Source organism: Nesterenkonia sandarakina (genome assembly GCF_014138825.1).
Lineage (GTDB): Bacteria > Actinomycetota > Actinomycetes > Actinomycetales > Micrococcaceae > Nesterenkonia > Nesterenkonia sandarakina.
On the sequence record NZ_JACJIH010000001.1, the window covers coordinates 2660239 to 2678892 of the forward strand.

17 protein-coding genes are annotated in these 18654 nt (G+C 68.9%); 12 read left to right on the top strand and 5 right to left on the bottom strand.

The features are described from left to right. Positions 1-20 precede the first annotated feature (20 nt). The 4 genes from HNR24_RS12125 to HNR24_RS12140 form a co-directional block, all read right to left on the bottom strand. A complete protein-coding gene (locus HNR24_RS12125; protein WP_058887637.1) occupies positions 21-749 on the bottom strand; it encodes a response regulator transcription factor in 729 nt (242 codons plus the stop codon). Between the two features lie 109 nt (positions 750-858). Continuing rightward, complete coding sequence (locus HNR24_RS12130; protein ID WP_058887636.1) at positions 859-2517, bottom strand: DNA repair helicase XPB; 1659 nt, start codon at positions 2515-2517, stop codon at positions 859-861. After that, positions 2510-4828 (bottom strand): helicase-associated domain-containing protein, encoded by a 2319-nt coding sequence (locus HNR24_RS12135; RefSeq protein ID WP_058887635.1) that lies wholly within the window; start codon positions 4826-4828, stop codon positions 2510-2512. The genes HNR24_RS12130 and HNR24_RS12135 overlap by 8 nt, the downstream gene beginning before the upstream one ends. Before the next feature lies 1 nt (position 4829). Then, positions 4830-5096: a hypothetical protein gene (locus HNR24_RS12140; RefSeq protein ID WP_058887634.1), complete on the bottom strand. Its 267-nt coding sequence runs from the start codon at positions 5094-5096 to the stop codon at positions 4830-4832. Between the two features lie 125 nt (positions 5097-5221). On the opposite strand from HNR24_RS12140, the gene HNR24_RS12145 reads away from it, so the two are divergent. Then, on the top strand, positions 5222-5605 hold the full coding sequence (locus HNR24_RS12145) for a cold-shock protein (RefSeq protein WP_058887633.1): 384 nt from the start codon (positions 5222-5224) through the stop codon (positions 5603-5605). Beyond that, entirely contained in the window at positions 5605-6084 is a 480-nt protein-coding gene (locus tag HNR24_RS12150) for a DUF3027 domain-containing protein (protein ID WP_058887632.1), read from the top strand. Before HNR24_RS12145 ends, HNR24_RS12150 begins: the two co-directional genes overlap by 1 nt. Positions 6085-6235: 151 nt before the next feature. On the opposite strand, the gene serC is transcribed toward HNR24_RS12150, so the two are convergent. Beyond that, positions 6236-7351 (bottom strand): phosphoserine transaminase, encoded by a 1116-nt coding sequence (gene serC, locus HNR24_RS12155; protein WP_058887631.1) that lies wholly within the window; start codon positions 7349-7351, stop codon positions 6236-6238. Between the two features lie 179 nt (positions 7352-7530). Between serC and HNR24_RS12160 the strand changes: the two genes are divergently transcribed. The 10 genes from HNR24_RS12160 to HNR24_RS12205 all read left to right on the top strand — a co-directional run bounded on the left by HNR24_RS12160 (position 7531) and on the right by HNR24_RS12205 (position 18645). Next, positions 7531-8259, top strand: coding sequence for an iron-dependent transcriptional repressor DtxR (locus HNR24_RS12160; protein ID WP_058887630.1), 729 nt, complete (start codon positions 7531-7533; stop codon positions 8257-8259). 461 nt (positions 8260-8720) lie between these two features. Then, entirely contained in the window at positions 8721-9686 is a 966-nt protein-coding gene (locus HNR24_RS14165) for a C40 family peptidase (protein ID WP_259392455.1), read from the top strand. Positions 9687-9938: 252 nt separating this feature from the next. Continuing rightward, positions 9939-10439 (top strand): HNH endonuclease, encoded by a 501-nt coding sequence (locus HNR24_RS12170; RefSeq protein WP_058887628.1) that lies wholly within the window; start codon positions 9939-9941, stop codon positions 10437-10439. Continuing rightward, positions 10426-11502 carry a DUF6457 domain-containing protein gene (locus tag HNR24_RS12175; RefSeq protein WP_182495900.1) on the top strand — a complete coding sequence of 359 codons (1077 nt, stop codon included), beginning with the start codon at positions 10426-10428 and terminating at the stop codon, positions 11500-11502. Before HNR24_RS12170 ends, HNR24_RS12175 begins: the two co-directional genes overlap by 14 nt. Before the next feature lie 17 nt (positions 11503-11519). Then, positions 11520-12764 carry a molybdopterin molybdotransferase MoeA gene (locus HNR24_RS12180; RefSeq protein ID WP_182495901.1) on the top strand — a complete coding sequence of 415 codons (1245 nt, stop codon included), beginning with the start codon at positions 11520-11522 and terminating at the stop codon, positions 12762-12764. Then, on the top strand, positions 12752-13588 hold the full coding sequence (fdhD, locus tag HNR24_RS12185; RefSeq protein ID WP_182495902.1) for a formate dehydrogenase accessory sulfurtransferase FdhD: 837 nt from the start codon (positions 12752-12754) through the stop codon (positions 13586-13588). The genes HNR24_RS12180 and fdhD overlap by 13 nt, the downstream gene beginning before the upstream one ends. Further along, complete coding sequence (locus HNR24_RS12190; protein WP_182495903.1) at positions 13585-15927, top strand: FdhF/YdeP family oxidoreductase; 2343 nt, start codon at positions 13585-13587, stop codon at positions 15925-15927. The genes fdhD and HNR24_RS12190 overlap by 4 nt, the downstream gene beginning before the upstream one ends. A 232-nt stretch (positions 15928-16159) precedes the next feature. Then, on the top strand, positions 16160-16363 hold the full coding sequence (locus HNR24_RS12195) for a cold-shock protein (protein WP_036473143.1): 204 nt from the start codon (positions 16160-16162) through the stop codon (positions 16361-16363). Positions 16364-16625: 262 nt separating this feature from the next. Next, positions 16626-17954 carry a TrkH family potassium uptake protein gene (locus HNR24_RS12200; protein ID WP_182496181.1) on the top strand — a complete coding sequence of 443 codons (1329 nt, stop codon included), beginning with the start codon at positions 16626-16628 and terminating at the stop codon, positions 17952-17954. Continuing rightward, the gene (locus tag HNR24_RS12205; protein ID WP_246310296.1) at positions 17947-18645 is read left to right on the top strand and encodes a potassium channel family protein; all 699 of its coding nucleotides are present in this window, start codon (positions 17947-17949) and stop codon (positions 18643-18645) included. Before HNR24_RS12200 ends, HNR24_RS12205 begins: the two co-directional genes overlap by 8 nt. The last annotated feature ends 9 nt before the right edge of the window (positions 18646-18654 follow it).

Genomic DNA, 18654 nt, shown 5'->3' on the forward strand with positions numbered 1-18654 from the left:
CGACGGGTCCGGGCAGTCTGTTACAGCCCCTGCGAGCGCTGACGGCGCTCCCAGGTCTGGAGCACATAGCCGACCCCGCGCTTGGTCTGGATCATCGGAGCTCCCTCGGAGCCGGAGTCGATCTTCCGGCGCAGGTAGGAGATATAGGACTCCACGATGGAGGCGTCGCCGTTGAAGTTGTACTCCCAGACATGATCCAGGATCTGCTGCTTGGAGAGCACCCGGTTGGGGTTCATCATCAGGTAGCGCAGCAGCTTGAACTCGGTGGGGGAGAGCTCCACCATCTCGCCTCCGCGACGGACCTCGTGGGCGTCGTCGTCGAGCTCGAGGTTGTCGACCATGATCACGGCGTCCTCGTCCTCGAAGGGAGCGGTCCGGCGCAGCACTGCCCGGATCCGGGCGACGACCTCATCCAGGGAGAAGGGCTTGGTGACGTAGTCGTCTCCGCCCACGGTGAGGCCGGTGATCTTGTCATCGGTGTCGTCGCGAGCGGTGAGGAAGAGCACCGGGAAGTGTTTGCCCGCGGCGCGCAGCCGACGGGTGACGGTGAAGCCGTCCATGTCCGGGAGCATCACGTCCAGGACGGCGAGGTCGGGCTGGAACTCTTCGGCGATCTCCAGCGCCTCTCGACCGTTGCCGGCCGCGGCGACCTCGAATCCGGCGAACCGCAGCGAGGTGGCCAACAGCTCGCGGATGTTGGGCTCGTCGTCGACGACGAGCAGCTTGGCTTCAGGGGTTTTCTCACTCACCCGTCCAGGATGCTCCTCACTCCTGGAAACTCGCTGGACGTTACCTGGCTGCGCGGTGACGTAGTGGTCCATGCCTGCGGTGGGGACGCGCCACGGCTGCCCGGGGTGCTCAGACGATGTCTTCGGCGTCCAGGATGGAGTACCCGTAACCCTGCTCGGAGAGGAACCGTTGGCGCTTGGCCGCGTACTCCATGTCCACGGTGTCGCGGGTGACCACGGAGTAGAAGTGCGCGCGCTTGGGGTCCTCGCCGTCGGCGGACTCACCGGGGCGCAGCAGCCGACCCAGGCGCTGTGCCTCCTCCTGCCGGGACCCGAAGGTTCCCGAGACCTGGATCGCCACTGAGGCCTGGGGCAGGTCGATGGAGAAGTTCGCGATCTTTGAGACCACGAGCACCTCGAGCTCGCCGGCGCGGAAGGCGTCGAACTGCTTCTGGCGTGCGGCGACGGAGGCGGAGCCGGTGAGCACCGGGGCACCGAGCTGTTCTCCCAGGCGTTGCAGCTGGTCCACGAACTGGCCGATCACCAGGACCTGCTCACCGCGGTACCGGTGCCGGGCCACCAGCCGGGCGACGACGGCGTCCTTGACCTCGGCGCCGGCGGCGAGCCGGTGGCGCTCCTTGTCCGCGGCAGAGGCGTACTCCATCCGCAGGCTGCGCGGCATGTCGGTGCGCACCTCGATGCAGGTCGCCGGGGCGATCCAGCCCTGAGCCTCCATCTGCTTCCAGGGCGTGTCATAGCGTTTCGGTCCGATCAGGGAGAACACCTCACGCTCCCGGCCGTCCTCGCGGACCAGGGTCGCGGTCAGTCCGAGCCTGCGGCGGGCCTGCAGGTCTGCGGTCATCCGGAAGATCGGGGCGGGCAGCAGGTGGACCTCGTCGTAGATGATCAGTCCCCAGTCGTGGCCGTTGAGCAGCTCCAGGTGGGTGAACAGCTCATGCCGCCGGGAGGCCAGCACCTGGTAGGTGGCGATGGTCACCGGGCGGACCTGCTTCCTGGCCCCGGAGTACTCGCCGATCTCCTCCTTGGTCAGCGAGGTGCGCCTGAGCAGCTCGTCCTTCCACTGCCGCGCCGAGACCGTGGAGTTCACCAGGATCAAGGTGATGGTCCCCGAGGTGGCCATCGCGGCCGCGCCCACCAGCGTCTTGCCCGCGCCACAGGGCAGCACGACGACGCCGGAGCCCGCCTGCCAGAAGTTGTCCACCGCCTCCTGCTGGTACCCGCGCAGCGCCCAGCCGTCCTGACGCAGCGCGATCGGATGAGCGGTGCCGTCGACGAAACCGGCGAGATCCTCTGCCGGCCAGCCCAGCCGCAGCAGCTGCTGCTTCAGCTCGCCGCGGGCCTGGCCGTGCACCGCCACGGTGGTCTCATCGATCTCGGGACCGAGCAGGGAGGTCAGCGTCTTGGCGTGGAGCACCTCGCTGAGGATCTCCGGCTCCTGGCTGCGCAGCACCAACCCATGCACCGGGTCCTTCTCCAGGCGCAGCCGCCCGTAGCGACTCATGGTCTCTGCGATGTCCACCAGCAGCGAGTGTGGCACCGGGAACCGGGAATGGTTCAGCAGGGTGTCCACCACGTACTCGGCGTCGAAGCCGGCGGCGCGGGCGTTCCAGAGCCCCAGCGGGGTGATCCGGTAGGTGTGGATATGCTCCGGCGCGCGCTCCAGGTCGGCGAAGGCGGCCACCGCCCGGCGAGCAGAGTCGGCCTGCGGGTGATCGACCTCCAGCAGCACGGTCTTGTCCGACTGCACGATCAGCGGTCCATCAGCCATTGCTCTCCTCGCTAGTGCTCCTGTGCTCCGCCGCAGTCGCCGCAGAGGTCTCCTCGACGGCGGCGATCCGGTGCAGCATCACCGTAGCCTCGCCGTCGTCCTCGCGCACCCTGATCCGGACCCTGCCGGCGTTCATCCCGGTGGGAACCCCGGTGAGTCGGTGCGTGCTGCCCTGCGGAGAGACCCTGGTCAGCCGCACCTCGCGCCGCGCGGCCAGCGCCGAGCGCAGGACCCCGATGACGTCCTGGGCGGCGGCTGAGGCGGAGGAGGAGGGCGCGGCGCGTCCGGCCTTGAGCAGCGCGGCGGCGGTGGAGTGCACCAGCGACTCGTCCACCTGGCCGGGTTCTGCACTGCTGCTGTGCACCGGGGAGTGCTCCCAGGGGGAGGCCTCCAGCGACCAGGAGGCGGTGTGCTGCGCAGAGGCCGCGGGGGATCCGCCTCGGGTCGGGCCGGGGTCGGTCGGGGTCTCGCGTGCGGTGTTGAATCCCGCCTCCTGCAGGGCCTTGTGAAGTGCGGCCGGGGAGGCGCGGCAGATCATGGTGTCCTCGCTGATCACGCGCAGTCCGAGGTCGCGCAGCACCGGGTCCTCGAGCAGGGCTTCGCGCTGCGCGGGATCCGAGACGCGCAGCCAGGCGCCGGCCTCACCGATCAGGACCCCGCGCCAGGTGCGGGCGGCGTCCTGGATCTGGGTCCGCAGCGGGGCGGGCACATCGGTGAGGCTGTGCGTCTGAAGCCAGTCAAGGATCTCCGCTTCGGTCCACCCTCTGCCGAGCCCGCGGTGCAGCGAATCGGGGCTGAACCGGAAGGTCGGCACCGAGCCGTGTCCCTCACGTTCACCGAAGTCCGCCAGCGCCGCGGCACTGGCGGGGGAGAGCGCACCGGTGGCGATCGCGGTGAGATCCGATTGCAGCAGGATCGTGTCCACCTGGGCCGGCATGGCAGAGGCCAGCTGCTCGGCGAGGCTGCTCAGCCCCGCTCGCCAGTCTGATCCGGTCATCGGTGGTCGTGGCGCGGGTGCCTCCGGCGCCGCACCCTCTGCAGAGCCATCCGCTGCGGCGCCCTTGAGCAGCGCGGCTCCTGCGAGGCTGAGGGCGCCTACGGCGAAGAGGCCCAGGCGTTCGGCCTCGCGCACCAGCCACGGCATCAAGTGGGCCACGCGCGCGCTCATCAGCGGGCGCTCCCACTGGAGTCGTTGCGGCAGCGCGCCGCTGAGCGCATCGGGCCCGGGGAGATCATCCTCGGGCAGGTTCAGCGCGTAGAGGACCGCCCCCGGATCGGCGGCCTCTGCGCTGAGCGTCCCGGCGGTGCTCAGCAGCGTCCGGCGCAGCCGTTCGGCATCTCCGCGCTGCCGGTCCAACCCCAGGGTCGGGGCGATCCGGCTCGTGGGGTGCGGTCCGCGCAGCAGCATCGGCGCGCGCGGCGCCAGCAGCCACCCGGAGACCAGCAGCTGGTGCTGATGGTGCCGCGCCGCGGCGCTGAACTGCTCAGCCAGCCGGGTCGGGGACCAGGCCTGAGCGTCGGTGAGCTCGATGAGTCCGGATGCGGCCAGGAGCTCCAAGAGCCATCCGATCTCACCGACGCCGGCATCGCTTCCTGCACCGGCTCCGAGGCTGGAGCTGGGGCGTCCGCGCTGCCCAGAGCTGGGAGCCCCCCAGCGGGCAGACGCCGCGGCGATCCTCCGCAGCTCACGCATGCCCACCCCGCCGGTGCGCAGGGTCGCGGCGGGGGAGTCGGCGAGCAGCGAGAGCAGCTCCGCCACGTCGTCGAGCAGCTCCGAGATCGCTGCCAGGGAGGCGTTCTCAAGCACGGCGGCGGAGACCCCGGTCGAGCTTCCGGCCGGGGTCGGTGCGGCGGGGCTCTGCGCGACGAGGCTGTCGGTGAGCTGCGGCAGGTGCGCCAGCAGGGAGTCGATGATGTGTGGCACCCGCGCCGGGGTCGCCACCTCTGCCGACTCAGAGGCATGAGGGACGGAGTGCCCGGCGGATTCGCCTGCACCCTCGGACGCTGCGGGCTCGTCGAAGAACAGTCCTGCGGCGTCCAGTGCGGCGCGCTCGGCCGGGTCCACCTCGGCCTCAGGCCCTGACTGCGTCGCCGCGCGCGAGAGTTCGGTGGCCGCGCGCAGCGTCGGTGCGTCCAGGCGCTGCAGGTGCTGGCGGATGCTGGACTCGGAGCCGGCCCGGACAGACAGGGTGGTCAGATCCCCGGGACTGGGCTGCAGCAGGTCCGGGCGCAGTCGCAGCAGTGCGGCCAGTCGATCCTGGTCCCAGGTCTCGAGGCGCTCCAGCAGAGCTTCCAGGCTGAGCAGCGACACTTCAGCCGATGCCGGTGCCGCGGCGGCGCCGATTCACCGAGAGCAGCAGGAAGCCGACCAGCAGCGCGAATCCCAGCGGGAAGCCCCACAGGGCGAGGCCGTAGAACACAGGATGTGGATCGGCCTGCATGAAGTACAGGCTCAGGATCACCAGCAGCGCGATCCCGGAGAGTGCGGTGATCACCACTCCGGACCACAGCAGCGCCTGACCGGGGCGGGAAGTGCGGCGCCGATCCGAGCCGTGAACGGCGGTCGTGGTTGGAGACATGCCCCGATTCTAGCGCGCGGGCCTGTGAGTCCGGGGCCGAAGTTCGGGCTCAGGCGTGGACGGCGGTACTCTAGAGGCCTTGATCATCAGCATCCGTCTACAGCGATTCATGAGGTAAGAACACCGTGCCAACCGGGAAAGTGAAGTGGTTCGACGCCGAGAAGGGCTTCGGATTCCTGACTTCAGATGACGGCCAGGAAGTGTTCCTGCACTCTTCTGCCCTGCCGGCGGGAGTGCCCAGCGTCAAAGCAGGCGCTCGCATGGAATACGGGATCGCCGACGGCAGGCGGGGCAAGCAGGCGCTTTCCGTGCGCCTGCTCGAGGAGGCCCCTTCCGTGGCCCGTGCCACGCGCAAGCCCGCCGATGAGATGGCGGAGCTGGTCCAGGACCTGGTGAACGTCTTGGACAACTCCACCGGAGCGCTGCGCAACGGGCACTACCCGCAGACCGCGCAGTCGAAGAAGATCGCCGCCATGCTGCGCCGCGTGGCCGACGAGTTTGATGCCTGATGAGTGAACAGTCCAGCCCTGAGCAGTCCGACTCGGAGCAGTCGAGCCCTGAGCAGTCCGGCTCGGGGTCGACCGATGCGCCCGCCACGCCTGCACCCGCAGAGCCGGTGGCGCGCAAGCGGCGCCCCGGGAAGCCGAAGGTGGACCCGGTGCTCTCCGCGGCCGTGGAGCTTGCCCATGAGGCGCTCCACGAGATCGCCGCCCCCGAACAGGTGGGGGACCACCTCGGGGTCAGCGCAGAGGAGGATCGGCTGCTCACGCACCGCTTCGCCGCGGACAAGCCCGGATACCGGGGCTGGGAATGGTTCGTCACCGTGGCCCGAGCGCCTCGCGCCAAGAAGGTCACGGTCTGCGAGATCGGTCTGCTGCCTGGGGATCAGGCGCTGATCGCGCCCCCATGGGTCCCGTGGCTGGAGCGGATGAACGACGAGGAGAAGCAGGCCCACCAGGCTGAGCAGGCCGACTCCGAACGGAGCTGATCCGGCCTCAACCGGGCGCGGACCCGCTCCGGCCTCAACCGGGCGCGGACCCGCTCCGGCCTCAACCGGGCGCGGAGCTGATCCAGTCCGGCCCTGGGCTGCTCGAGCCCGATCCGGTCCTGGAGCAGCCCGGGCGCCCGGCCCCGTTGGCTCAGTGCCTCAGCACGTGGTCGATGCAGTTCAGCAGGGCGGTGATGTCCTCGGGCTCGATGGCCGTGAAGGTCGCGATGCGCAGCTGATTGCGCCCGAGCTTGCGGTACGGCTCGACGTCGACGATCCCGTTGGCGCGCAGCGTCTGAGCCAGCTCTGCGGCATCGACCTCCTCGGCGAAGTCCACCGTGGTGATCACGTTCGAGCGCTCCGCCGGATCGGTCACGAAGGGTTGGGCCAGGTCATGGGCTTCGGCCCAGGCGTAGACCCGACCCGCAGAGTCTGCGGTGCGCGCCGCGGCGAAGTCCATGCCGCCGTTGCCGTTGAGCCAGCGGACCTGTTCGTTCAGCGTGATCAAGGTGGCCAGCGCCGGAGTGTTGTAGGTCTGGTTCTTGCGTGAGTTCTCGATGGCCGTGGTCAGCTGCAGGAAGTCCGGCACCCAGCGCTGCGCGGCGAGCTTCTCCGCCCGCTGAAGGGCCGCCGGTGACATCATGGCCAGCCACAGTCCGCCGTCCGAGGCGAAGTTCTTCTGCGGGCCGAAGTAATAGGCATCGGTCTCGGTGACGTCCACCGCAAGGCCTCCGGCGGCAGAGGTCCCGTCGACGAGCAGCAGCGCGCCGTCGTCGGCTCCGGCGACTCGCCTGACCGGCGCCGCCACTCCGGTGGAGGTCTCGTTATGCGGCCAGGCGTAGGCGTCCACACCCGCCTCGGCCGAGGGCGCGGGCAGGGTGCCGGCCTCGGAGGTCAGGATGCTGGAGGCCTCGAGGAAGGGAGCCTTGTCGGTGGCCTTGGCGAACTTGGAGCCGAACTCGCCGAAGGAGAGGTGCTGGGCCTTGCGCTCGACCAGGCAGAAGGACGCGATGTCCCAGAAGGCGGTGGATCCTCCCACGCCGAGGATCAGCTCGTAGCCCTCCGGGGCGCCGAAGAAGCTGTGCAGGCCCTCGCGCAGCTCGCCGACCAGGTTCTTCACCGGGGCCTGACGGTGCGAGGTGCCCAGCAGCTCACGGCCTGCGGCGGAGAGCGCCTCGACCTGTGCCGAGCGCACCTTGGAGGGCCCGGCGCCGAAGCGACCGTCCTGGGGCAGCAGCTCGCGGGGGATGGTGACGCGCTGGGACATGGTGACTCCTCGATCGGGTGAGGCGGTGCGCTCACGGGGTTCTTGGACAGTCGCATCGGTCAGCGTCGTTGCCGAGGGGTTCCGGTGCGGAACTATGCTGTACAGCAGCTGCTTCCACCAGGACGAACAGCGCCGAAGCTCACGTTATCAAGTGCGCGGCGCAGGAGAGTGAGTCATACGTGACCGATCTGATCGACACCACTGAGATGTACCTGCGCACCATCCTCGACCTCGAGGAAGAGGGCATCGTGCCGCTGCGCGCCCGCATCGCTGAACGTCTCGAGCATTCCGGTCCGACGGTGTCCCAGACCGTGGCTCGTATGGAGCGCGACGGCCTGCTGGTGCTCACCTCGGACCGCCGGCTGGAGTTCACCGATTCCGGGCGCGAGCTGGCCGTGCAGGTGATGCGCAAGCATCGTCTCGCGGAGCGGCTGCTCTCAGATGTGATCGGGCTGGAGTGGCAGTACATCCACGAGGAGGCCTGCCGCTGGGAGCATGTGATGAGCGAGCGGGTGGAGCGCCGGCTGGTGGAGATCCTGCAGTCCCCGGTGGAATCCCCCTACGGCAACCCGATCCCGGGTCTGGACCAGCTCGGAGTGGTCTTCGACGAGGAGCCCCCGGTGCCGACCAAGATCACGCTCCGCCAGGCCGCCGAAGCGGACCCGGCGGGCAGCAGCTCCCAGCTCTGGATCCTCAAGCGGCTCGCGGAGTCCATCCAGATGGAGCCTGAAGTCCTGGAGCAGCTGCTCGAGGCCGGCCTGCGCCCCGGCGGCGCAGTGCGGCTGCGTGGCGTGAACCAGGCCTACGTGATGCTCCAAGTCCTCCTCGGATCCGAGGAGGACGTGGAGGTGGAGCTGCCGCTGGAGGTCGCTCAGCACCTCTTCGTGGAGCACGCCGCCGCCTCCTGAGGCGACTCCGGGGGCGCCCGCACCGGGCAATGTCACGGTGAGATGACGCACATGGTCACAGATCTCGGAGTATCCGTGATCCGTTCGATACCTTGCGTGATCTGCCTAGAAATCGCTCTGACCTGCGGTTTTAGTCTGTCTAACAGTGTCTGCTGGCTGCTGACGGGCACCATGGAGCAGGAGAATCGCGGAGATTTCTGCACAGACCGTGACCTGAGCGTGACAATTTTATCGATCTGTTATAACGTCTTACTCGTGCTCGCGGCCGATGTCCGAAGTCGCAGCCCCTCTGGTCAGATCTTCTCCTGCCGCTGACCGGAGCCGTTCCACGAAAACTACCGCAAGGCAGGGTGCGGGGCACCGCGGTCGATCGAGACCTGAAGAACGTGAGCTACCCGGCTCACACTTCACACCAGGCGGTCCCGCAACTACAGGGAGAGGTTTCCAGAGAAGTGACAGACATGACTTTCGTCTCACGCCGTGACCGGCGCCGCCAGGCCAAGCCCTCATTGGCAAAGGCCGTGGCATCCAACGCCGGCACCGTCGGACGAGGCGCGGCAGTCGCCGTCGCCGCCTCCGGCCTCGTGATCTCCTCGGGAGTTGCCGCGAACGCCGGCACCGACATCGAGACCCCCAAGGTCACCACCCTGGACGTGACCGCGTCCGGTCTCAGCGTGGAGCGCGCCAGCACCACCTCCTCGGTGGCAGTGACCGCCGCGCAGGACGTGCAGCTCTCCTTCGACCGTCCCGTGGTGACCTCCACCCCGGCTCCCGAGCCGGAGCCCGCACCGGAGCCCGCTCCCGTGGTGGAAGAGGTCCAGACCGCTCCCGCCGCACCGCAGGCAGAGCCGGAAGCTCCCGTGCAGCAGGCCGCAGAGGCGCCCCAGCAGGAGGCCGTGCAGGCCAGCGCCCCCGCGCAGCCCCAGCAGCAGAGCGCCAGCCAGCAGTCCCAGGGCACCGGTCAGCAGCAGAACACCGGCCAGCAGACTCAGCAGGCCGAGACCGGCCAGCAGTCGCAGGGCAACACCCAGGTCGCCTCAACCTCCCCCGCACAGGAAGAGGCCCCGGCCGCTTCCAGCGGCGGCAACGGCTCGATCGTGGGCGCCGCCTATGCAGGTCTCGGCAACCCCTACGTCCTCGGTGGCACTTCACCGTCTTCGGGTTGGGACTGCTCCGGCTTCATCAACTGGGCCTACAACCAGGCCGGCGAATCGCTGCCGCGCACCACTTACGGCATGATGGCCTCAATGCGCCAGGTCTCCTCGCCCTCCCCGGGCGACATCGTCATCCAGAACGGTGGCAGCCACGCCGCCATCTACGTCGGCAACGGCCAGCTCATCGGTGCCAACAACCCCCGCGTGGGCACCATCCAGTACCCGCTGAACTCTCCGTACTGGTCCAACACCATGTACCTCAGCGTCAACTGATGCTTCTTCCGCCTCGGCGGTAAGAGACACCTCGGCCGCAGGGCGCGATCCATCACCGGGATCGTGCCCTGCGGCTTTTGTGTCGCCAGATGCGATGTCATCAAGTGGGCATCATCGAGCGCACCGTCTATATTGAGCCTGTACAGGCAGAGACGAACGCTGTGGAACCCTGTGAGGACCGCGCCGAGAAGCGCCCTGAGGCGCATGCATCGGCAGCTCGACGAGCAGGGGTGAACGCACGGGAGCCCCGATATGCGCACACTGGTGCTCAACGCAGGCTATGAGCCGCTGAGCGTGGTCACCTCACGCCGCGCCGCCGTGCTGGTGATGCACGGCAAGGCCAGCGTGCTCGCTGAGGACCTCACTCCGATCGCCACGCCCACGGCGATGGTCCCCCGCCCGGCGGTGATCCTGCTCCATCACTACGTCAGGGTCGCACGACGGCGCCCGGCCGCCCCCTCGCGACGCAGCATCCTGCGCCGCGACGGCCGCACGTGCACCTATTGCCAGCGCCCCGCCGCCACCGTGGACCATGTGATTCCGCGGGCCCGCGGAGGCGACTCCAGCTGGGAGAACCTGGTGGCCTGCTGCGGAGCCTGCAATGCGCGCAAAGGCAGCAAGACCCTCGACGAGCTCGGCTGGATGTTGAGCATCACGCCTGCGGCGCCGCCGCACCATGTCTGGATGCCGGTGGAGCTCGAGGCCCCGCGGGAGGTCTGGATGCCCTTCCTGGCTCATCGTGCAACGCACTGACCCCCCGTCCGGAACCGGGCGCCCCCGCGCGTCCTCGGTCTCTGCGATCCTGCTCGCCGGCGGGAGGGGAAGCCGCCTGGGAGGAGTGGAGAAGTCGCTGCTGCGCAGCGACGGGCAGCCTCAGATCCAGCGCTGGCTCCAGGCGTTGGAGGGTCGCGGCATCGGCACCGTCGTGGTGGGCCCGGCGTCGCTGCGAGGGGAGATCGGCGCCGCGGTCCCGCTGGTCCAAGAGCAGCCCGCCTACTCCGGACCAGCTGCCGGCGTCGTCTCCGGTGCTGATGAGCTGCGACGCAGCGGCCTCGCTCCCGGCCCCGACGACGACCTTGCCGACCCTGCCGACCTGCCCGGCTGGACCCTGCTGCTCGCCGTGGACCTCACCGAACCCACCGCGCTGCTGGACTGGCTGCTGCACCAGCTCCCGCCGGTCCCGCAGGCGCCCGATGCCGATCCGGGTCCAGAGTCGGTCGCGGTGCTCCCCTGTGACGCCACCGGACGCCGGCAGTATCTCAGCGCGGCGGTCCCCACAGGCTGGCTGCTGCGCCGGGTGGAGCAGCTGACTCCGGCTCAGGTCGAGAACCGGCCGCTGCGCTGGCTGCTCCAGGGGCTTCAGGAGGCAGCCCTGCTGCGGCAGCCCGTGGTCCCGGACGGACTCTGTGCTGATGTGGACACCCTTGCGGACGCCCACCGACTCGGCATCCGGCTGCCTGACCAATCCGGCTGCCCTGACCAACCCGACTGTGAGACTCTTGAGCCAGTCAATGAAGGAGCCGAGATGACCGCTGAATCGACCGACCCGCACGAGCCCATCGAGCTCTGGGTCAAGGAACTCGCCCATCATCTTGAGGTGGACGGGATCGAGATCGACATCGATGCGGTCCTGGCACTCGCCGGACAGGCCGCGCACACCGTGGTCCGCCCGGCGGCGCCGGTGACCACCTACCTCATCGGCTACGTCGCCGGGCTTGCCGAGGCCACTGGGCAGGCTGACTTCCAGACGGCTTCGCGCGCCGCCTCCCGGGTGGCCGCAGAGCTGCTTGAGCGCCGGTCCGGAGCCGTGGGCTGATCGATGCCTGCCCTGTGATGCTGACCCTGACTCAGGCCCGGGACCGGGCCGCTGCCGCCGAATCCCTGTCTCCGGTGCGCGTGAGCCTCCAGGACGGGATCGGCGGTGTGCTGCACAGCCCGGTCCGGGCCCTGCAGGACATCCCGCATGTCTCGACCTCCGCGATGGACGGCTGGGCGCTGACCGCCGAGCCCCTGGCGCGCACCGAAGCAGACCGGGGCTGGGAGCTGCGAGCCGGCAGCGCGCACAGCCCTGCCGTCCGGCAGTCCCCGCTGCACCCCGGAGAGGCCACGGCGGTGCTCACCGGTTCCCCGCTGCCCCAGGGCACACATTCGGTGCTGCGTGCCGAGCACGGCATCACCGAGGGGCAACAGCTGCACGCCCTGAGCACCAGCCCCGACACCGCGCCCGGGCGCAACGTGCGCCTGGCGGGGGAGGAGTGCCGTGCCCAGGACCTGCTGGTCCCGGCCGGCGCGATGCTGACCCCGGCGCGCGCCGCCGTCGCCGCGGTGGCCGGCCACGATCACGTCACGGTGATCCCGCGACCAGAGGTGCAGCTGGTGCTCACCGGTGAGGAGGTGACCACCACCGGGATCCCCGCCCCCGGACAGGTGCGCGACGTCTTCGGCCTGGCGCTGCCGCAGATGCTCACCCAGATGGGCGCCGCCTCGGTGGACGCGCAGCGGCTGGGCGATGACCCCCAGGTGCTGGCAGCCACGCTGGGCGAGGTTGCGCAGGCCGGGCGCGCCGACCTGATCATCACCAGCGGCGGCACCGCCCATTCCCGCGCCGACGCGCTGCGACCAGCCCTGGAGATGCTCGGCGCGAGCCTGGTGGTGGACTCGGTGGACATGCGCCCGGGTCATCCGGTGCTGCTGGCACAGCTCCCGCGCCGGAAGGGACCGTTGTATCTGCTGGGGCTGCCCGGGAATCCGCTGGCAGGATTCTCAGGCTTGACCGCGCTGGGTGTGCCGCTGCTGCGCGCGCTGCGCGGGATGGATCCTCAAGCACGCACCCGGGTGCTCTCCGCCACCGCGGCCGAACCGCTGCCCGGTGCGCGCCGCGGGGTCCGGCTGCTGCCGGTGCGGCGCGGCTCGGAAGGGATGCGCCCGGCCGGTCACAGTCGGCCACATATGATGCGCGGCCTCGCGGACGCCGATGCGCTGGCGATCGTCCCTCCCCGCGGGGTGGCCGAAGGGGACCCGGTGGAGTGTCTCCCGGTCCCCGGGCAGCAGGCCCAGGAGTCGATATGGGACGCCTGACCCAACGTCGCCGGGTGCTGACCCTGCGAGCCGACGGGACCCGCAGCAAGGGTGATCTGCTCGCCGTGGAAGAGCCCTTGGAGCTGCGCCTGGCGGGGGAGTCCTTCACCGTGACCATGCGCACCCCGGGTCACGACTTCGAGCTCGTCGCCGGTTTCCTGGTGGCCGAGGGCATCATCAGCGCCCAGGAGCATCTGCGCAGCCTGCGCTACTGCGCCGGGACCGACGAGCAGGGCAATCAGACCTATAACGTGATCGACGCCGAGCTGGATCCGGCGCTGCCGCCGACCTCGCTGCTGCGCACTCGCAACGTGCTGACCACCTCGGCCTGCGGGATCTGCGGAACCACCTCCATCGACGCGGTGGAGAAGACCCTGCCCGCGCACCCCACGGACACGCTGCGGATGCATCCGCAGACGCTGCTGCAGCTTCCGGAGCGGATGCGCGAGTCCCAGGCGCTGTTCTCCAAGACCGGCGGTGTCCACGCCGCCGGTCTCTTCGACGCCGCCGGCGAGCTGCTGTGCCTGCGCGAAGACGTGGGACGGCACAACGCGGTGGACAAGGTGGTCGGCTGGGCGCTGACCCAGGGGCGGCTCCCGCTGGCCGGAACGGTGCTCCAGGTCTCGGGAAGGGCCTCCTTCGAGCTGGTGCAGAAGGCCGCTCTGGCGGGGATCGAGATGCTCAGCGCGGTGGGGGCGCCGTCGTCGTTGGCGGTGGACCTCGCCGAACGCTCCGGACTGAGCCTTGCCGGATTCTCCCGCGGCCGATCCATCAATCTCTACACCCACTTCCAGCGCATCAAGAGGGAGGACGAGGACTCATGACCAAGGTGCGTGATGAATCAGTCCGCGGCCACGCCGCGCAGTTCGAGGACATCGACGAGGACTCGCTGCAGGTGAGCGGGCCCAAGACCCACGCGGCCGGACTCAAGGCGGTGGAGGTCTCCTTCGCCCGCGGCATGGCCCAGGGCGGGCTCTCCCGCACCGTGCGGTCGATGTACCGGGTCAATCAGTCCCAGGGTGTGGACTGCCCCGGGTGCGCCTGGCCCGAGCCCACTGAGACCAAGCGCAAGCCGGTGGAGTTCTGTGAGAACGGTGCGAAGGCGCTCGCGGAGGAGTCCACCACCCGGGTCGTGACACCGCAGTGGTGGGCCGAACATCCCATCGCCGAGCTGGAGACCAAGACCGAGTACTGGCTGGGCCAGTCCGGGAGGATCACCCACCCCATGATGATCCGGGCCGGGGAGACCCACTACCGGCCGATCAGCTGGACCGAGGCCTTCGAGACCATCGGCGAACACGTCCGGGCCACGACGCCGGAGCGGTGCATGTTCTACACCTCCGGGCGCACGGCCAATGAGACCGCGTTCCTCTACCAGCTGCTGGCGCGCTCGCTGGGCACCAACAACCTGCCGGACTGTTCGAACATGTGCCACGAGTCCTCCGGGACCGCGCTGAACCCGACCATCGGCATCGGCAAGGGCACCGTCTCGCTGAAGGACATCGAGCACTCCGAGCTGATCTTCGTGGTCGGTCAGAACCCCGGCACCAACCACCCCCGGATGCTCGGGTCCCTGGCCGAGGCCAGGAAGAACGGCGGCAAGGTGGTCTCGGTCAACCCGCTGCCCGAGGCGGGGCTGCTGCGGTTCAAGGACCCGCAGACCGCCAAGGGCATGCTCGGGGACGGGGAACGGATCAGCGACGAGTTCCTCCAGATCAAGGTCGGCGGAGATCAGGCCCTGTTCCAGGCACTGGGCCACCTGTTGCTGCGCAAGGAGCAGGAGTGCCCCGGCTCCGTGGTCGACCGGGAGTTCGTGGAGTCCAAGACCAAGGGATTCGCCGAGTACGCCCAGGCCCGCGCCACCCTGGACTGGAACGAGATCGAGCGGGCCACCGGCTTGCAGCGTGAAGAGATCGAACACATCGCCGATCTGATGGCGGCTTCGAAGGCGACGATCTTCTGCTGGGCGCTGGGACTGACCCAGCAGCCGCACTCGGTGGACACCATCAAGGAGATCGTCAACCTGCTGCTGCTCCAGGGCAACTTCGGCAAGCCAGGGGCCGGAGCCTGTCCGGTGCGCGGGCACTCCAACGTCCAGGGGGACCGGACCTTCGGGATCTGGGAGAAGCCCACGGAGCCCTTCCTGGCCAGGCTCGACGCCGAGTTCGGCATCCGCTCCCCGCGCGCCCACGGCTACGACTCCACCCACGGGATGTCCGCCATGGACGCCGGGGACGTCGACGTCTTCGTCTCCATGGGTGGAAACCTCGCGGCGGCGAACTCCGACACCGCGGTGATGGAGGCCGGGCTGAAGCGCACCGGCCTGACGGTGCACATCTCCACCAAGCCCAACCGCTCGCACGTGGTCCACGGGGAGACCTCCATCATCCTGCCCACGCTGGGACGCTCCGACCGCGACGACAAGCACCCCGGCGGCGCGCAGTTCCTCTCCGTGGAGAACTCGATGTCGGTGGTCAGCTCCACGCGGGGGCGCCTGGAGCCGGTCTCGGACCACCTGCTCGCGGAGCCGGTCATCATCGCCCGCATGGCGCAGGCGATCTTCGGGCCTGACCACGTGGTGGACTGGCAGTCGATGGCGGAGGACTATGACGTCATCCGTGACCACGCCTCCCGCGTGGTGGAGGGCACCGAGGACTTCAACCGTCGGATCCGCGGCAAGCTGGGATTCGTGCTGCCGAACCCGCCCCGGGATCACCGCTCCTTCGCCACCGCGGACGGCCGAGCCGGGTTCACGGTGCGTGCCCTGGAGTACCTCACCCCGCCCCCGGGGCACCTGGTGCTGCAGACCATGCGCTCCCACGATCAGTACAACACCACCTTCTACGGGCTCGATGACCGTTACCGGGGGATCTCAGGGGGCCGCCGGGTGATCCTGATCCATCCTGAGGACCTGGCCGAGACCGGCTTCGAGGACCGGGCGCTGGTCGACGTGATCTCGGTGTTCCAGGGCGAGGAGCGCCTCGCGCAGCGCTTCCATCTGGTGGCCTACCCCACGGCGCGCGGCTGCGTGGCGGCCTACTATCCGGAGGCCAACGCGCTGACGCACCGGAATCTGATCGCTCGGGAATCCAACACCCCGGGGTTCAAGGCGATGATGGTCCGGTTCCAGGCCCACAGCGGGATCCCGGCAGAGGAGAGCTGAGCCGGGAGGGTGTGCGAACGCCGGGGCTTCACGGCCGCAGTGGGCATATGATGATGCTCCCGAGACCAGTAGTGACCCCAGCCGATTATTAGCGTAGGCTGACGGAGTACTACACGGGCTTCTACACTTATGCGGTCGTCCAGTAGACACCGCTCTCGACCGGCCAGGTTGGTTGCGGCACATGCATCGTGAGATCGATGCGTAGCAAGAGCAAGTATATTAAGGAAACATCATGGCCACTGGCACAGTTAAATGGTTCAACGCTGAAAAGGGCTACGGCTTCATCGCCCCCGAAGACGGTTCAGACGATGTCTTCGTGCACTTCAGCGCGATCACCACTTCCGGCTTCCGTTCCCTCGAGGAGAACCAGAAGGTTGAGTTCGAGACCGCCCGCGGCCCCAAGGGTCTCCAGGCTGAGAACGTCAACCCGCTCTGAACTCCACTGAGTTCGCCGAGGATGGCTTCTTAGCCGTCTGACGCTGAGCACCTCGGGTTCGATGAACAGAACCTCATAGAGACCGACCCCTGGACTCGCAGCTGCGAGTCCAGGGGTCGGTCTTTTTTTCTGGATTCGTCCCCTGCCCGACCCGGGCTGGTCGCTGCGACCGAGGTCACACCGCCGCGGGCCTTGTCCGGGGGTGCCTGCAGGTCTACGCTTCAGCTTTGTGAATCAACCCCTGCCCGCTGATCAGCGGGCGATGCTGCGCCGGGTCAGACCGGTCCAGCTCATCTTCCTCGGCTTCCTCCTGGTCACCGCTGCTGGAACCGGACTGCTGCTGCTCCCCGCCGCCACGGCCCCGGGAGAGCAGACCGACTTCATCCACGCGCTGTTCACCGCCACCTCCGCCCTGTGCGTCACCGGCCTCACCGTGGTGGACACCGGATCCCACTTCTCCGTGTTCGGTCAGGTGGTGATCCTGGTGCTCATCCAGCTCGGCGGCTTCGGCGTGATGACCTTCGCCACCGTGGTGGGCCTGATGGTGCTGGGCCGGCTCTCGCTGCGCTCGAAGCTGCTGGCCGCGACCGAGGCCAAGAGCCTGGGCCTGGCAGACCTGCGGTCCTTGACCCTGGGAATCATCAAGATCTCACTGGCCATCGAGGCGGTGCTCGCGGTGATCCTCTCCCTGAGGTTCCGCCTGGGCTACGACATGAGCCTCGGGGACGCGATCTGGCACGGCAGCTTCCACGCCGTCTCGGCCTTCAACAACGCCGGCTTCGCGCTCTACAGCGACTCCATGATGGGCTTCGTCGGAGACCCGGTGATCGGCCTGCCGCTGTGTGCCGCGATCATCCTCGGCGGACTGGGCTTCCCCGTGATCATGCAGCTGCGCCGCCGGTTCCGGACACCGCGGCTGTGGTCCATGCATACCCGGATCGTGGTCTGGGCCACCAGCGTGCTGCTGGTGCTGGGCACGGGGATGATCCTGGCGCTGGAGTGGTCGAACCCGGCGACGCTGGGACCGATGTCGTGGCCCGAGAAGCTGCTGGCCAGCTTCTTCCAGTCGGTCCAGACCCGCACCGCCGGCTTCAACAGCGTGGACATCTCTGCCATGGAGCCGACCACCTGGCTGGGGATGGACGTGCTGATGTTCATCGGCGGCGCCCCTGCCGGCACGGCCGGCGGGATCAAGGTCACCACCGTCGCGGTGCTGCTGTTCATCGTCTTCACCGAGCTGCGCGGAGACGCCGCGGTGAACATCTTCGGCAAGCGGCTCTCCCGGGCGGTGCACCGGCAGGCCATCGCCGTCGTGCTGCTGGCGGGGAGCCTCGTGGTCGTGGTCACCGGGGCGCTGATGCACCTCAGCGGCCTGCCCCTGGATCAGGTGCTCTTCGAGACCGTCTCGGCGTTCTCCACCGTGGGGCTCTCCACCGGGATCACCGCAGAGCTTCCGATGCTGGGCCAGCTGATGCTGGTCCTGCTGATGTTCATCGGACGGGTCGGCCCGATCACCTTCGCCTCGGCACTCGCGCTGCGCGAGCGCCGAACCCTCTATGAACTCCCCAAGGAAAGGCCGATCATTGGCTAGTTTCAAGCTGTTCGGAGGAACCAACCCCGGCGACGTCGCAGGGCCGGACTCGGTCGCGGTGATCGGACTGGGCCGGTTCGGCCGCGCCCTGGCCCTGGAGCTGATGTCCCACGGCACCGACGTGCTCGGCATCGACCAGGACGAGTCGGTGGTGCAGTCGCTGAACGGGCGCCTGACCCACGTCGCGGTGGCCGATGTCACCAGCGAGGAGGCGCTGCGCCAGCTCGCGGTGGACGAGTTCGACCACGTGGTCATCGCCATCGCCTCGAACTTGGAGGCCAGCATCCTGGTCACCTCACTGATGCTGCAGTTCAACATCCCCGAGCTCTGGGCGAAGGCGGTCAGCGAGCCGCATCGGGCGATCCTTCAGCAGCTCGGCGTGCGCCATATCGTCTTCCCGGAGCAGGACATGGGGCGCCGGGTGGCGCATATGGTGCGCGGGAGTCTGCAGGACTACATCCTGATCGACGAGGACTATGCCCTGGCCAAGACCACACCGCACCAGGAGATTCTGGGGCGCGAGCTGGGCGCCCTCGACGTCCGGCGGCGCCACGGGGTCACGATCACCGCGGTCAAGCACGCCGGCAGGGGCTGGGAGCCGGCCACCGCGCAGACCGTGCTGGCCGCCGACGACATCATCCTGGTCTCCGGGCCGGCCAAGAAGACGGAGGGGTTCAGGCGGCTTCGATAGGCGACTATG